The organism is Acinetobacter sp. NCu2D-2, assembly GCF_001647675.1.
Classification (GTDB): Bacteria; Pseudomonadota; Gammaproteobacteria; order Pseudomonadales; family Moraxellaceae; genus Acinetobacter.
The window spans coordinates 788,005-803,788 of sequence record NZ_CP015594.1 but is presented as its reverse complement, the minus strand read 5'-3'; the positions used below and the strand labels follow the sequence as shown (position 1 = coordinate 803,788).

The 15,784-nt window shown below is 38.5% G+C and carries 15 protein-coding genes; 8 read left to right on the top strand and 7 right to left on the bottom strand.

What is annotated here, in order from left to right; genetic code table 11:
* The first annotated feature begins 202 nt into the window (after positions 1–202).
* Together A3K93_RS03705 and nth are read left to right on the top strand one after the other, a co-directional pair.
* Positions 203–1,003, top strand: coding sequence for an RnfABCDGE type electron transport complex subunit B (locus A3K93_RS03705; RefSeq protein WP_067729053.1), 801 nt, complete (start codon positions 203–205; stop codon positions 1,001–1,003).
* Entirely contained in the window at positions 1,000–1,719 is a 720-nt protein-coding gene (gene nth / locus A3K93_RS03700; RefSeq protein ID WP_067729047.1) for an endonuclease III, read from the top strand. The genes A3K93_RS03705 and nth overlap by 4 nt, the downstream gene beginning before the upstream one ends.
* A 5-nt stretch (positions 1,720–1,724) precedes the next feature.
* Here the strand turns inward: nth and A3K93_RS03695 are convergent, their stop codons facing one another.
* From A3K93_RS03695 to A3K93_RS03680, 4 genes are all read right to left on the bottom strand, one after another.
* Positions 1,725–1,907, bottom strand: coding sequence for a hypothetical protein (locus A3K93_RS03695; RefSeq protein WP_067729045.1), 183 nt, complete (start codon positions 1,905–1,907; stop codon positions 1,725–1,727).
* Between the two features lie 82 nt (positions 1,908–1,989).
* Positions 1,990–2,649, bottom strand: coding sequence for an adenylate kinase (gene adk, locus A3K93_RS03690; RefSeq protein WP_067729043.1), 660 nt, complete (start codon positions 2,647–2,649; stop codon positions 1,990–1,992).
* Between the two features lie 75 nt (positions 2,650–2,724).
* Positions 2,725–4,041: a hypothetical protein gene (locus tag A3K93_RS03685; protein WP_067729041.1), complete on the bottom strand. Its 1,317-nt coding sequence runs from the start codon at positions 4,039–4,041 to the stop codon at positions 2,725–2,727.
* Between the two features lie 65 nt (positions 4,042–4,106).
* Entirely contained in the window at positions 4,107–4,625 is a 519-nt protein-coding gene (locus A3K93_RS03680; RefSeq protein WP_067731660.1) for a hypothetical protein, read from the bottom strand.
* Positions 4,626–4,863: 238 nt separating this feature from the next.
* Here A3K93_RS03680 and mrdA point away from each other — a divergent pair, with 238 nt between their 5' ends.
* Both mrdA and rsmD read left to right on the top strand, forming a co-directional pair.
* Entirely contained in the window at positions 4,864–6,912 is a 2,049-nt protein-coding gene (gene mrdA, locus A3K93_RS03675; protein WP_067729039.1) for a penicillin-binding protein 2, read from the top strand.
* A 3-nt stretch (positions 6,913–6,915) separates the two neighbouring features.
* A complete protein-coding gene (rsmD, locus tag A3K93_RS03670) occupies positions 6,916–7,473 on the top strand; it encodes a 16S rRNA (guanine(966)-N(2))-methyltransferase RsmD (protein ID WP_067729037.1) in 558 nt (185 codons plus the stop codon).
* Between the two features lie 66 nt (positions 7,474–7,539).
* On the opposite strand, the gene A3K93_RS03665 is transcribed toward rsmD, so the two are convergent.
* On the bottom strand, positions 7,540–7,740 hold the full coding sequence (locus tag A3K93_RS03665; RefSeq protein WP_442855650.1) for a hypothetical protein: 201 nt from the start codon (positions 7,738–7,740) through the stop codon (positions 7,540–7,542).
* 225 nt (positions 7,741–7,965) lie between these two features.
* On the opposite strand from A3K93_RS03665, the gene A3K93_RS03660 reads away from it, so the two are divergent.
* The 3 genes from A3K93_RS03660 (at position 7,966) to A3K93_RS03650 (ending at position 10,026) form a co-directional block, all read left to right on the top strand.
* Positions 7,966–8,703: a sulfite exporter TauE/SafE family protein gene (locus tag A3K93_RS03660; protein WP_067729033.1), complete on the top strand. Its 738-nt coding sequence runs from the start codon at positions 7,966–7,968 to the stop codon at positions 8,701–8,703.
* A gap of 147 nt (positions 8,704–8,850) precedes the next feature.
* A complete protein-coding gene (locus A3K93_RS03655; protein ID WP_067729031.1) occupies positions 8,851–9,171 on the top strand; it encodes a hypothetical protein in 321 nt (106 codons plus the stop codon).
* A gap of 369 nt (positions 9,172–9,540) precedes the next feature.
* Entirely contained in the window at positions 9,541–10,026 is a 486-nt protein-coding gene (locus A3K93_RS03650) for a copper resistance protein NlpE (RefSeq protein WP_067729028.1), read from the top strand.
* Positions 10,027–10,082: 56 nt separating this feature from the next.
* Here the strand turns inward: A3K93_RS03650 and A3K93_RS03645 are convergent, their stop codons facing one another.
* Positions 10,083–13,916, bottom strand: coding sequence for a YadA C-terminal domain-containing protein (locus A3K93_RS03645; protein ID WP_067729027.1), 3,834 nt, complete (start codon positions 13,914–13,916; stop codon positions 10,083–10,085).
* A 291-nt stretch (positions 13,917–14,207) separates the two neighbouring features.
* Here A3K93_RS03645 and A3K93_RS15015 point away from each other — a divergent pair, with 291 nt between their 5' ends.
* Positions 14,208–14,588 carry a transcriptional regulator gene (locus A3K93_RS15015; protein WP_067729026.1) on the top strand — a complete coding sequence of 127 codons (381 nt, stop codon included), beginning with the start codon at positions 14,208–14,210 and terminating at the stop codon, positions 14,586–14,588.
* A 327-nt stretch (positions 14,589–14,915) separates the two neighbouring features.
* On the opposite strand, the gene A3K93_RS03635 is transcribed toward A3K93_RS15015, so the two are convergent.
* The gene (locus tag A3K93_RS03635; protein WP_067727941.1) at positions 14,916–15,680 is read right to left on the bottom strand and encodes an IS5 family transposase; all 765 of its coding nucleotides are present in this window, start codon (positions 15,678–15,680) and stop codon (positions 14,916–14,918) included.
* Between the last annotated feature and the right edge of the window lie 104 nt (positions 15,681–15,784).

The window sequence follows — 15,784 nt, the reverse complement described above, 5'->3', positions numbered from 1 at the left end:
ATTTATATTTATTATGAATAAAATGACTCAATGATAAAAAGCCAATTTAATCAACCATTAAATAAAATTTCATGCATTGAAATGACGCACTAAGTGTATCTTATTTGTGCATCACTCTACACATTAAATTCATGATAAACTTAGAAAAGACAGATTTTTATTTCATTTACTGATTTATTTCGCTTAATAGCTCTGGTTTTTCATGAATTCGCACGCTTCACTTATCCAATCCATTGACGCCCTACTCCCTCAAACACAATGTGGTTTATGTGGTCACCGTGATGGATGCCTTCCCTATGCACGCGCAATCAGTGAAGGTGAAGAAGCCAATAAATGTGTCCCGGGTGGACAACCCGTCGCAGATGCTTTAGCCAAACTTTTAAATCGTGCGCCTTTGAAAGCAGAAGAAAGTGTTTGGCCTGTCCAGGCTGATGGTCGTCCACAACGGATGAAAGCCATCATTCGTGAAGATGAATGTATTGGTTGTACGAAGTGCATTAATGCCTGTCCGGTCGATGCGATTATTGGCGCAGGCAAACTGATGCATACGGTATTAACCGATCTTTGTACGGGCTGTGAATTATGTATCCCGCCATGCCCTGTCGATTGCATCGATTTGGTCGAAGACACACAACCTTTGATGAATGAACAAGCCCGTGTTGCAGAGCAAAATGATTTACGTCGTCGCTACTATGCACATATTCAGCGCGAAGAGAAACGACGTATTCATCGTAAAAGTCCTGTGGTTCGTGCAGAAATTAACACCCAGCTTTTTGCTGAATTTACTGCACAAAACGACCAAGTTCCCGCGATTCAAGTCATTGAAAAACCTGCAGAAGAAATCATTACCACCGATGTGCAGACCACATTACAGCTTGCCAAAATTCGTACACAAATCAAAAAATTAGAAAAACAACTTTCTGTACGTGAGGATGAGCGTAAACGTGTGCAACTTGTAGAACTTAATCAACAATTGGCAACATTAACAGGTGAAAGCGCATGATGACGACTAGTGGCAAACCTGTTAAAAATATGACCAAAAAGCAGATCCAAATCTTCTTTGAACGTCTACGTGAACAGCGACCAAATCCAAAAACAGAACTAAATTATTCAAGCCCTTTCGAGCTTTTGGTTGCAGTTACGCTATCGGCCCAAGCCACTGATGTCAGTGTCAATAAAGCAACAGATAAATTATTCCCTGTCGCCAATACTCCAGAAGCTATCTATGCCTTAGGTGTCGAAGGCTTAAAGTCTTATATCAAAACTATTGGTTTATATAACTCAAAAGCCGAGAACGTCATTAAAGCTTGTAAAATGCTCATAGAGAAGCATAACAGCGTCGTTCCGAATAATCGGGCTGACTTAGAGGCATTGCCAGGTGTAGGACGTAAGACAGCCAATGTCGTGCTCAATACAGCGTTCGGTCAACCAACGATGGCCGTAGACACACACATTTTCCGTTTAGGTAATCGTACAGGCTTAGCCGTTGGTAAAAATGTACTCGAAGTAGAACATAGATTGGTAAAAGTCATTCCAAAAGAATTTATTGTCGATTCACATCATTGGCTGATTCTGCACGGACGTTATTGTTGTATTGCCCGTAAACCTAAATGCAATGAATGTATTGTGTCCGACGTATGTAACTGGCCGGATCGTTTTGAGTTTGGGGCAGCGCGTCAAATTGCAGTTAAAAATATCGAAACTACAGAAACTGAATAAACCCTTTAGGATTTATTTTTACGCTTTTGCATCTCAGCTTTGAGTTTCGGATGGAGCTCATACTGAGGTATAGACCTGGTCAATTGTTCTTCACGACGTACTTTATTCAGCATTTTATAACTTAGAACAAATAAGCCAATTAAGACTGCAACAAAGACCACCATCAATAAAAGCAGACCAATTTTCAAAGCTTCAACCTTTTGCCAGATAAAATAAAAGAGCCCTAATATGACTTAGGGCTCTTCACTTGTCAAAATAATCGATTAAGGATTATTTTGATTGATCAAGAATCGCAAAAAGATCTTTTTGAACTTCTTCGATTGGACGTAGACCGTTTAACTTGTCATAAGTCGGTGCATTTTCACCAGAAGCTGCACGACCTTGATAGAAACCAACCAATTGTTCAGTTTCAGCGTGGTAAGAACCTAAACGCTTACGAATTGTTTCTTCTTGGTCATCTGGACGTTGAACAAGGTCTTCACCAGTTTCGTCATCTTTACCTTCCACTTTAGGTGGATTGTAAACGATGTGGTAAACACGGCCAGATGCTGGGTGTTGACGACGACCAGATAAACGTTGAACGATTTCTTCGTCTGGTACATCAATTTCAATCACATGATCAATGCTGATACCTTCGTTTTCCAAAGCTTCCGCTTGAGGAATTGTACGAGGGAAACCATCAAAGATGCATCCGTTTACGCAGTCAGGTTGAGCAATGCGTTCTTTTACAAGACCGATGATGAGCTCATCTGAAACCAAGCCACCGCTTTCCATAACGCTTTTAGCTTTAAGACCTAATTCAGTACCTTCACGAATTGCAGCACGGAGCATATCACCGGTTGAAATTTGTGGGACATTGTAGCGCTTACAGATCAACTGAGCTTGTGTACCTTTACCTGCTCCAGGTGGTCCGAGTAAAATAATGCGCATATATAAACATCCTCATTTAAACAATTTGTATGACGCCACGACCACAATCAATGGATTGTGTCCCCGGGCATCTCATTATAAGAAAGCCACAAACAAATGGATTAAACCTGCGATAAAACCAGTTACACCACCCAGCACAATCAAAATCCATTCGTCTTCCTGAAACGCAGGACGTAATAAATTCTGAAACTCTTTAGGTGTCAGTTCTAAAATTCGCTCTCTAAACATTTGAAAGATTTTCTGTGCACGGCTCGCATTAAACGCTGGGTCGCATACAGGCACCATCGTAATTTCAATTGAGCGATCGATCAAGTCTGTCTTGAGTTTTGCATACTCTTTTGGACCTAAAGACAACTGCAATGACGTACGAACCAATGGTGTTTCCATAATTTCGTTAATATGACGTTTAACGATGCGGCGTGTTTTATCTTTTTTGCCGCCATACATCATCTCAGTCATAATCGATTTTAACGTAATTAAGTCTTCTGTGACTACACTTGCAAAAACTTCCGAGACTTCTTCCTGACGTTTCATAAATGCACCTTGTATGTTATAGGTGCCAATACGAGGAACGACAGGTTTAATCCACGGGAACTTACGATTTTCTGTACGGGCAAAAAACTGTGGGTATTTTACGTAGTGCGGCTCGATTGGGTTAAACACCATCCAGATTGCAATCCAGTTGGTCAAGAAGCCCCAAATCGCTGCCCAAAACGGCACAGTCCAATGCCATGGTACAACAAACCAAACAATCATTTGGAAAATGCCAAAGAACATCCCAATCAATGCACTGATATGCCAAATGAAATTAATTTCTTTCTGCCCTACCTTTAGGAACATACGAACCATCAGTTTGCGGTCACCTTCCATTTGACGCACAACCATTTCGCGCATATCGACCAATGACTCAACGTTCATGGTCAGCTCAGTCACAAGTTCTCGTAAAATCGCAGGCAATTGCTTGTGTGCTTGAGCATAAATACGGCGTTTAATTGAAAACGGTAAGTTTTCCCAAAGCACTGCATTACGGTCAATCATCACTTCATCAATGAGATGCTCAAGTTCAAAACCGACTTGCTCACCAATGATGCGTGCCATATCCTCAGGATCCATCGCATCCAAAAATTCACGCAATGAACCTAACTTGGATAAGGTGTTATCGGTAATAATGCCTGAAATACGACCTGCTTTACGTGGCACAATACCCTGCCAACCCACAGGAATGGGTCCCAAATGAAAGCCCCAAAATGTGATCGGATAAAAGACCATTTTGAGTGCCATCCACACATGGGCCCATGTAACGAATGCGGTAACAGGGATAATACTGAGCACTGCCCAAAAATCGGGACGTTGTAAAAAGGCTTGCCACAACTGTGTCACGTACTCAAGCATGCATAACTTCCATATTTAATTTTTTGATCACAGAATACGATTTCTTATCAGGTCAAATATTTTGTCTATAAACCGATACTTAAAGTATAGGAAAATTGTAGTCGCGGTTGGATTTCGGCAATCACATGACCTGCGCGATTTTTAAGTTCTTCACCTGCACCAATACCCACACTAAATGTACTAATACGTTCTGAACTCAACATCACATAAGCAAGATCAATACCACCACCTAAACGTGCTTCAAATTCACCATCGACAGGGCGACTTTCGATATGTCCTGCATAAGCACCGACATAATAACCATTTTTATCTTTGCCCGTGAAATGAACTGGGGCTCTAAAGCCTAGTTGTCCACCAAGTGGGTGGTCATCGTTGATAAAAACACCAGCTTTAGCATAAGCAATGCCATAAGGGTTCACCCATTCTACATTTCCATGCAGGATTTTTTGGGTAAAGCCCACCCCGACATTCCAGGTTTTTGCATCACTATCTGCAAGTTTTGCCTCAAAATATCGATTTGAATCATTTGCATAAGTCGTACTTGCACATAAAGCCAATGCAAGTAAGGGGTAAAATTTATACATTCCTTTCACCAACATCCTTCATTATTGTTTTTGGATTTACATCCTTTTTTATTCATTTTTGACTTTAGCAGAATAATCCAAACACTCATATACAAGTCAGCACAATTTTAATGTCTACAAAGTCAAAGTTTGCTCGGAGAAACAATGAAATCTGTTTTTAAATATCAAAACAGCAGTAGTTGCGCTAGAATATCGCACTTCAATTGATATCCACTCTCAGGTCATAAGTCGATCGCGTATGAAGCAGCATTTTCCCTTAAAAAATGGACAAGAAGAAAAGCGCATTTATCGCAACCGTGTAGTGTTTTCAATTATCACTGTCATTGTGCTGATGCTACTCCTAGTCAGTCGCTACGCCTATTTGCAAATCTTTAATTATCAAACTTTTACGACAGCATCAGACCAAAACCGTATTCGTTTGCAACCGCTTGCCCCTGCACGTGGTTATATCTATGACCGCAATGGTATTTTACTGGCAGACAACTACCCCGTTTTCTCTGCCACACTAAGCCGCGCCGATGTAGAAGATATTGACGATACCCTACGCCGTTTAGTTCCTGTATTGGAATTGACGCAGGAAGATATCGACCGTTTCAAAAGTCGTATTAAAACTTCGAAAAAGACTGAACGTGTCGCGATCAAACTCAACCTGACTGAAAATGATATTGCCCGTTTTAGTGAAATTAAGCACCAATTTCCAGGGGTAAAAATTGATACACAAATGACCCGTTACTATCCGCATGGTGAATTGTTTGCACATGTAATTGGTTATGTCGGTCGTATCAATGACAAAGAATTAAAAAGTATTGATAAAGATTTATATGCCGGTACTAACCTGATTGGTAAAATCGGGGTAGAAAAATCTTATGAAGATATTCTGCATGGTGTGCCGGGTAATGAGTCTGTAGAAGCCGATGCCCATGGTAATGTCCTACGCCACTTAGGCCGTAAAGATCCTGTTCGTGGTAATGATCTATTCCTATCTTTAGATTACGGTCTACAAATGATTGCCTCTGAGCAGTTAGCCGGTCGTCGTGGTGCCATTATCGCGATGGATCCAAACACAGGTGAAATTCTTTCACTTGTTTCCAGTCCAAGTTTCAACCCGAACTTATTTGTGACCGGTATTAGCACCAAAGATTATTCATACTTACGTGATAACCTTGATCAACCCTTGTATAACCGTGCTGTGCAAGGGGCTTACCCACCGGGTTCGACCATTAAACCGATGTTTGGCTTAGGTGGTATTCACTACAACTTGATTGATTGGGGCACTGCCATTGCCGATCCCGGTTATTTCTCACTTCCTGGGGATAGCCACCGTTTCCGTGACCATAAAAAAACCGGTCATGGTGCAGTGAACTTACACAAATCTCAGGTGGTTTCTTGCGATACTTTCTTCTATATCTTGTCCTACCGCATGGGTATTGAAAAGATGAACACATGGATGCGTCAATTCGGTTTTGGTGAAAAAACCGGTGTCGATTTACCAAGCGAAAGTAGTGGTTTATATCCAAGCCCTGAATGGAAAATGCGTACCCGCAACAGTAAATGGCTTCGGGGTGAAACCATTTCTGTAAGTATCGGTCAAGGGGCTTTCACCGCAACACCATTACAGCTGGCAATGGCAACTGCGATTACTGCCAACAAAGGCTCGCATGTCACTCCACATGTACTCCGTGATACCAAAGGTGCTAAAGCCTTTAAACCGCATAATGCGCCTGATGGCAAAATCCAATTTAATGGCACAGCTGAAGATTGGTCAAAAATGCACGATGCAATGGTTGATGTCGTACAATCTGGTACGGGTAAAGGTATTCGTACACCGATGTATTTAATTGCCGGTAAAACAGGTACTGCTCAGGTCAAGAGTATCGCCCAAGGTAAAAAATACAACGAATCCCTCTTAACAGAACGCCAACTCGACCATGGTTTATTCGTTGGCTTCGCCCCTGCCGATAAACCTCAGATTGCCGTTGCGATTGTTTGGGAAAATGGTCGTCATGGTGGTTCAGCAGCACAACTTGCAAAACCTATTTTTGATTATTGGTTACTGACCCGTAAGAAAAACCCAATTGTGCCATCAGGTCAGCAAATTAGTGGTGGCTTAATGACAGCAGGCATTAAACCAGGTGAATTACCAAGTGGTTCAGGCATTTTAAGTCCTGATGCAGCAACACCACATAATCAAAACTCTGCATCACATAGTAATCAATCAAATCAAAGCAATTCAAATGGCTCACGCGCAAATGCTGCAAGTTCAGCGCAAGCGGTTGAAAGAGATTAATTCATGAAAAATCAATTACGTATTATTGGTGGGGATTGGAAACGTCGCCAACTTGCCTTTGCTTCCATCGAAGGTCTACGCCCTACTCCAGATCGTGTACGTGAAACATTATTCAACTGGCTGATGTGGGATGTGCAAAATAGTCATGTACTCGACTTATGTGCTGGCTCAGGTGTATTATCATTTGAGGCATTATCGCGGGGCGCAGCAAAAGTGGTGATGATCGAACCGGATCGAACTCAAGCACAATTTTTAAGTCAAAACTTGGAGTTACTTCGAGTAACCAAGTCACGTGCACAGCTTAAAGTCAGCACAGCACAACAGGCTTTAAATGGTTTAAATGAGCAATTTGATTTGGTGTTTTTAGATCCACCTTATAGCTTAGACCTATGGCAAGAATTAGCACACCAAGCTGATTCTCTCATTAAAGATCAAGCATTGATCTATGTTGAAGCTGATCGAGATTTATCAACTTTACAACTTCCAAGCACATGGAAACTGATTAAGAATACTAAAGCAGGTACGGTCCGTGCAGGCTTATATCAGAAAGCCGTAGATTAAGACGTATGCAACAAAAAAAGGATTCATATTGAATCCTTTTTTATTTATTAAATATTTCTCATCGGTTTAGCGCCTGTCGCCATAACGCCAATCACCACGATCTTTTTGCCAATCGCGTTTATCATGTTTTTTCCAATCGCGATCACCAGGTTTTTTATCATAGTGACCATGTCTATCCCGATGATCTCGATAATCATCGTCATATGGACTCACTACACAGCCACCTAATGACACAGCAAATACTGAAATTAATAAAATATGTTTCATAAGTGTCATCCCTTTGCTTCATGTACATTGCAAGTATTCATGCCATCCATGGAGAAGCAAAGCACTCACTGTTCGTCTCTTGTAGCAGTTTTATATCCGTTCATTACATGGCTTAGTTTTTTATATCTGACAAAATTCTATGTATTACATAAATAAGGCTAAGTGACTTCTAGTTGATTCAAGTGAAACGGTGAATAATGTCGGTTTTTAAACAATGGTTTGCTCATGACTTGGCTGGTGTTTATCTTAGGCAGTATTTGTGCAGGCTTTGTTCAAGGACTGACCGGTTTCGCCTTTGCTTTAGTGGCTATGTCATTCTGGGTTTGGGTGTTACCGCCGCAGCTTGCTGCTCCCCTTACGGTTTTTGCATCAGTGTGGAGTCACCTTATCTCATTGAGGCAAGAGCCTAAATCAGGCCTTTCAAAAAAGCATTTAGTCCTTCCCTATATTGTCGCGGGTTTAATTGGTGTTCCACTTGGGACCTATTTACTGCATATTGTCCCAAGTGAACTATTCAAAATGATATTAGGCATCTTCTTACTCTGCTGGTGCCCGATCATGCTATTTAAACCTCAATTTGCCGTAATACAGCGTTCAAATCGTTTAGCTGATACGTTTATTGGTTGGATTGGCGGCATATTAGGCGGCTTAGGTGGCTTTTGTGGCGCGATTCCATCAGCATGGGTCATGTTGAAACAGCTACCCAAACAACAGCAACGCTATATTTTGCGCCACTTTAATTTTGCCATCCAAATTTTTACGCTCATTACCTACCTACTCAATCAAACCATTAATATGAGTCATATTTATTATCTGCCAATATTGATGGTATTTGTCAGTATTCCCGCAATATTAGGCGCGAAGTTATTTTATAAAATTTCAGAAATTACCTTTAACCGTTTGGTTTTAGGACTGCTTTTTTGTTCAGGTTGTTTTCTACTTATCAGCACCACTTCGCTATAAATAAACACTCTACGTCGATAAAGATTTAGTTGAATGTAATTTAATTTTAATATGAACTAATTATTAACCAATCGTTAAAATATTCACTTTTGCTTTTCTCTTTTTCACTTAAAATACGCACGACTTTTTTCACATATTTCAATTGCTATGAAAGCCTTAACAGCGCTGTGCAGTACACTTATTCTGACAGGTTGTTTTTCCAATGATCTGCATCATGCAGAACACCTTCTCTCTAAGTTTCACTGCACAAATATCGACAGCTCCCAAATGTCACATGGTGGTGTGACACAATATTATCAACAGTCTTTATTTAGCAGCAAAGCCAAAGCTGAAAACTATGTGCAGCATTATAAGGATGGTGATTCTGAGCTTGAAATTTCACTCACTGAAGTGGTTGAGCAGCAATATGAATTGTATAAAGCCGCATGTCAAAGCTTAGGTGGACTGACCTCCGATCTAGATGATTAATGTTTAGATCATCGCTTTGCGGTTTTTACATGAGTGGGTAGATTGGACTGATGAGCTTAAAATATTGAGAAGATGAATAGACTCAATATGACCCAACCTGCTCAATTTTCAGCAATATTTAAATCATAAGCCAGCTCACCATAATTCCCAATTGGAAGATAAATCCCCCTACTGATTATTTTTATGTGCTTAATGACAACATTTCACATCTTCGACGCTGCATTCCACTTTCTACTTTCTTCAGAGATATATCTTTCTAAAAAAACAGCAAACCCATTAACTCAATGTTAAACAATCTTACAAGAAGCTTCTTTTTTACGAGAACTGATCCTGTTTAAGTGAGACATATGATAGAAAGGAACGAATCGTATGAATCAGATCTTCAAGTTTTCAACCCTTGGTCTCGTGAGCTTATTATTGATTGCGTGTTCACAAAATAATGGTTCAGCACCACTGAAAGAAAGCGAATTAGAGCAATCAACATCAACCTCTGAGCAAAGCAAATCATTGCCTACACGCATAAATAGTGCCGAAACCGATTTAAATTGGGTCGGTGAATATGAGGGTGTGTTCCCTTGTGCAGATTGCGAAGGCATTCAAATTGAATTACAGCTTAATGCCGATAAAACCTATGAATTAAATCAAGAGTATTTAGGAACGAAAGCTAAAAATGAATTTGAAGTAAAAGGCAGCTTTAGTTTTGATGCACAAAATCCCTCTATCATTAGCCTAGATGATAAAGCGGAAAATCGTAAATTCTTAGTGGGTGAAAATTTCTTAGAAGCACGTGAACTAGAAAGTGGCAATAAAATTGACTCAAATTTAAATTATAAATTAATGAAACAGCCTGAATAAAAAATCCCCGCAAAAGCGGGGATTTTTTGTTTAATCCAAATGTACCAACGGGTTAATTATTTTCCGCCAAACACGTAAGCAACACCTACACGACCACCAAACTCATTACCACTCGCGAAACCAAAAGCACCGCTTGCAGAGATACGATCAGTGAATGATGTAACTACACCGATAGAACCAGCAGTTTCACCTTCATAATGACCTACACCACCAAATACAGCAACTTGACCTGGAGCAATGTTAGGTACAGCTTGTTGTGCAGCTAACGCAATTGCAATACCACGGTAAGCAGTTTTCTGTACTTTATCAATGTTATTACCCATACGGTTAAGTTCTGTTTGTAGATCTTTACCATTTAAAGTAATTTGGTCAGTTGTTAAACCAGTTGTTGCATTTAACGATGTTGTACGAGTAGAAGTAACCGTTTTACCTGCTACGTCTGTGTTCGTTTGAGTTGCATTTAATACAACACCATTCACTGAATCAACACGAGTTGCTGTATTACTTGTAGCAGACTTGTCAGCAGCAACTTTAGTTTCTGTACGGCTAAGCGTAGAAGACTCGAAAGTTCCAAACTTGTCAATTACATCAACTTCTTTCTTCGCAACAGTAGTTGTACCCGTTGCCGCAGTTACCGTTTCAGAACCATAAATAGTGTCAGTAGAGCTTTCATCTGTACGATTTACGAACTCTGTACCACGAGTAATGCTTACTGCATTTTTTCCAGAAGCTGCAAGTGATTCAGTCCATTCAGTTTTTCCTACAGATTTCACCTCACGATTTGCAAGTAAATGCATTTCAGTTTCATTCGTTACATTGCTAGTTTTACGGTCCTCTTTATAAGTGTAACCAGTATTATCAGCTTTTGTAACTTTTAACTCACTTGCATTAGTTGTGTTAAGCTCAGTCTCTTTACCGTCTTTTTGACCAGAACGGTATTCAACGTTTTCTGTAGTTGCTTTAGCAGTAAAATCACGGCCAGAACCATCTACATTTGCAGTTTTTTCTGATGTATCTGTTACTACAACTGTATCAGCTTTACGCTCTTGACCAATTTGGTAAAGATTTTCAGAGGTTGTGACTGTTTGTTTGTAACTATTTGTACCTGATTCAACTGGCTTACCATCAACTAAGACGATATCACCGTCAGCATCAGTCTTATAAGTTTTAGCTGTTGTTTCTGAGTCAGTTGTATTAACTGCTTCACGATATTTATCTGCTTTGCCTTTATTAAATAAAGTTACAGTAGACGCTTGATTATCCTTAACCGTACCTGTTGTAGCATCTGCATAAGTGACAGTTTGAACATTCGTTTGTACTTGAGTGCTTTCTAATGCTTTAACACCACCATCTTGATAAGTTTTGGTGTCTTCTTTGTTAGAAGTATCTAACTTAGTGTCAACAACAATCTCACCTGCTTGAGCATTTTTAACGGCTAAACCTGCATCAACAGTACCACTATCACGTAATGTATTACTGTCGATGTTTGCTTTTGCAGTACCATCGTAATTAAAGCCAACATTATTAGTTACCGCTTTTGCAGTTACTTCAAAAGCTTGATCTTGAACAAAAGTATTCGCTAACTCTTTACCTGCTGCATAGTCAACATCTGTCCAGTTATCATGACCTTTGTATGTTGTTTGAACTACGCCAGCTGCATTCTTAACATTTCCTTCAAAAGAAGATGTCGAAATATTTTCACGAGTTTTATCTTGACCCTCTTGGAATAAACGATCAATTTCATTGCTTGCTGTTTTAGTAGATTCAACAGAAAGCACAACTGGCTTACCATCAGCAAATAGAATATCACCATTTAACTGATCAAATTGAGTCTCTACAGATTCACTAGATTCCGTTGTTACAGATTCACGGTGAAGGGCATTTTTACCTACCGAGAAGACTTTAACATTGGTTTCGTCACTACCTTTATCAGCTGCATAAACTGTAGCACCATCTTTCGATGTAGTCTTTTCATCCCAAGTTTCTTTTTCATTGGTTTGATAAGCAACTTCTGCACCCATTGTTACTTTGTCGGTACGTTTTTCAGAATATACTTCTGTTTTAACAGTTTGAATTTCAGCCGCTTTAGTTTCAAGTGGTTTACCATCTTTGAAAGTTACTTCACTACGAACTTGATTACCATTTGCATCATTATCAAGTAAAACATAGTAGCGCTCTTTACCTGTTTCATCTTTCCAAGTGTGTACATCACTAGAATCAAATTTATTGCCATTTACATCAACAGCGACTGTACCAATTTGGAAGTTAGCCTCTTCCGCTTGTTTTACAACAGAAACGCCTTCGATTTTGGCTAAATATTTATTATCTTCCGCCCAAGAGTTAGAAATATCGCGATCTACTTCAATATTTTCTTGATGGTTACGTGCATAAACTGCGCTATTGTCCCATGAGGTATTCCAATGCTCTTTAAAATCTGCATCTTGTTTATGAGTTACAACAGTACTTGATGTACCTTTATTTGTAGATTTTTGAACATTTGTATCTTGATACCACCAGTTTTCTGCACTATTCTCGATATGATCTTTATAAGCATCACCTTTTGTAATGCCTTTATCAGCATCATCCGCTGTGTAACGTGTTGGTTGATAAACTGAATCATACGTCTCATTGGTAGTTTTAGTTTCAGTTTCAGTATTAACAGTTGGTTTGCCTGCTGTTAATACAATTTCACCATCAGCATTTTTTACAAAATCACGTGTTTTAGTCTCAGTGCTTGATTTAGACGTCTCAATATAATCTAAAGCATTTTTAGTACCTAAAGCAGCTTGGTTATATTGTGTTTCACTGGTTTCATTTGAACCTTTATCAACACTCACGAAACCATCTAACAAGCTTTCTTGAGAGTTATCATATGACCATTTTGTTTCTTCTGTGGAAGCTAATCCAGCTGCATTTACATCATCATAATCTACATCTTTAGAGCTAAATGCTGATTTATTTGTATTTACAGTTGACTCAAGAAGCGTTTTTTTATCCGCACTTAAATTAAACGCAACAACATTGTTTGTTGGGTTAACTTGATAATTTTCAGAAACATCGTGAACTGCTGAACTCCACTCCTCACTAGATAAAAGACCACTTGCATTTTTGCTCGTCGTTACACCATTTGCATCTGTTGTACTCTTATAATAAACATTATTTTCAGTAAATTTATTTTCAACAGTACCTACACGAATAGTTTGACCAGCAATAGGTTTTCCATCAGTTCCTAATTTTGCTTTTGTTGTTAAATCAGAAGTTGTATTTTGGAACTTGCTAGAGTTAATACGCTCATCAGCTGCTGCATAAACGATCTCTTCAGAAGAACCCTTATCACTTGTTGTACGAGCATCTATAACTGTATTGACATCATCATTTGTAAAGTCAAATGAACTATCATCTAAACGTTCTTTTGTTCCAGCAATTTCAGTTGCAGGATTAATCGTTTTATCCAGTTGAATACGTGTATTTGCCGTACGCTTCGCCTGACCTGTTGCTGTTGTTGTATCCCAGCTTTCAGAAACTGTATTTGTACCGTCAGCGGCAGTCGTATTTGATTCTTTATCGTTACGTGCTTCTAAAAGCCCTTTACGGATTTCCTGATAGCTATAATTACGATAGTTAATCCCACCAATCTGAACTTCAGGGCCATTAATTGCAGGGGTTGTTGCACTTACAAGGTCACCCGTAGCAATATCTTCCTTAGAAACAGTAACAGTAGTACCAGTAGATGGTGTGGTAGTTTCAGTCGTACCAGTTGTTTGTTGGTAGTTAGTACCCAACTCGGCATCTACTGCTGGTTGGTATGTTGCTGTTGGCGCAGCAAATGTCGTCCCTGTAACAGCAGCAACTGCTAATGCGATAGATGTTTTTTTCAAATGTAAACTCATTATACGGTTCCTTTTATTACGTTTTTCCAGAGAAGTTGTATTTACAACCCTCTTTAATGACCCAATTTGTTCAGGTTATGTTTCAGCTTGATTCTAATTTTGCTTTAAGAATTTATCAATCATAATTTTATAAAAAATAATTTTTTCTTTATCCTTTTTCTTTCTTTACTACAAAAATCATATAAAACTTATCGAAATATTAACCACATACCCCCAATAAGCTTTATAATTATTTATTTCTAAAATAATTTTTTTATTTTTAGGATGGTTGGGATAGGCTAAGCTTTTTTTATGCAAGAAATGAATGAAAAATTGGCATTTAGCCAACGATTGAAACAGACCCTTTCAAATTATGATTGGGCCAAAATTAGTCCAACATGGTTAGCGCGGGAATTCAATCTGCGTTATAATGGGAAATCTATTAGTGTTCAAACTGCAAATAACTGGTTATTAGGTAAGGCCATCCCTAGCCAAGATAAACTCTCTATTTTAGCGATTTGGTTAAATGTATCTAATCAATGGCTAAGATTTGGAGACCAAGATATTAATCCTAGTGCCCAGATTTCAGAACACGATGCTGGAGATCTAGACTATTATCTGAAGTTTCGCGCTTTAAAAAATCATCATAAAGATATCATTAAAAAGTTGATTGATGAGTTAAATCAATTGTAATTTTTATGCGTGAAATCAATTGTAATTTTTATGCGTGAAATCAATTGTAATTTTTATGCGTGAAATAAGCTAAAATTTTTTTATGCTCATGCTCATACCTCCGTAAACGATCTTCATATTCCTTTAATTTTCGGTATAAAGACTTTAATTCACATTTACTAATCAATACCAATTCAGAATGATCCTCTGAACTTTTCCCCTCATTATTTATAACTGTACTGTTCATATAGCCGCACATCAATTATATTTTGATTAAATCATAAACCAAAAATCTATATATTCCAAGATCAAATGTTACAAAAATAAACATTAGGGTCTGTTGACATTTCAAGTATAGAATTTACCCGATAAAGGTAGCCAAATAAATACACAAGCTAATGCAACTGCACCCTCATAGCTACACTTTAGCTTATCATATCGTGTTGCTATTCCTCTGAACTGCTTTAACCTACAAAATGCATTCTCAACTAAGTGCCTGATTTTATATAAATACCAATCCATATGGTCATTATTTGACTGTGTATTTGATTTTCTTGGAATATTAGCTTTAGTTTTTTTCGCAGATATTTGTTCCCTTAATGATTCAGAGTCATATCCCTTGTCTGCACAACATACTTCCGTTTCACTCAAATCCAGTTTTTCAATCATTTTTGGAGCAATCTTGACGTCATGCGTCGTTCCATCGGAGATAATAATTTCAATTGGATTGCCATCTGCATCAACAGCTAAGTGTATTTTAGAACTATTTCCACCAATGCTTTTAGAAATATCCTGATCTTTTATTCCAGCAGAATGTTGGTGTGCCCGAACATGACTACCGTCAATAAAAACCCATTCCATATCAGCATTTGAAGAAATTAATTTAAATACTTTCATTAGCTTATCATTTTTACACCAACGATTATATTTTTTAAATATTGAGTTATACGAACCAAATTCTTTAGGCAAATCACGCCAAGGACAGCCTGTTCTTATTCTATAAAGTATGGCTTCGACAAAATTTCTCAAATTAGATTTGAAATAGATATCAAAATTTCGGAAAATAGAAAGTAACTTAGACCAGTGTTGATCATTCAGCATTGTACGAGGCATAGCGAGAGTAAAATTGGGTTTGGCGATTTAATTTTACTACCTCGCTATTTTTTTAAGCAACAAATGTCAACAGACCCTAATCAATTTTTTAATAAAAAATGACA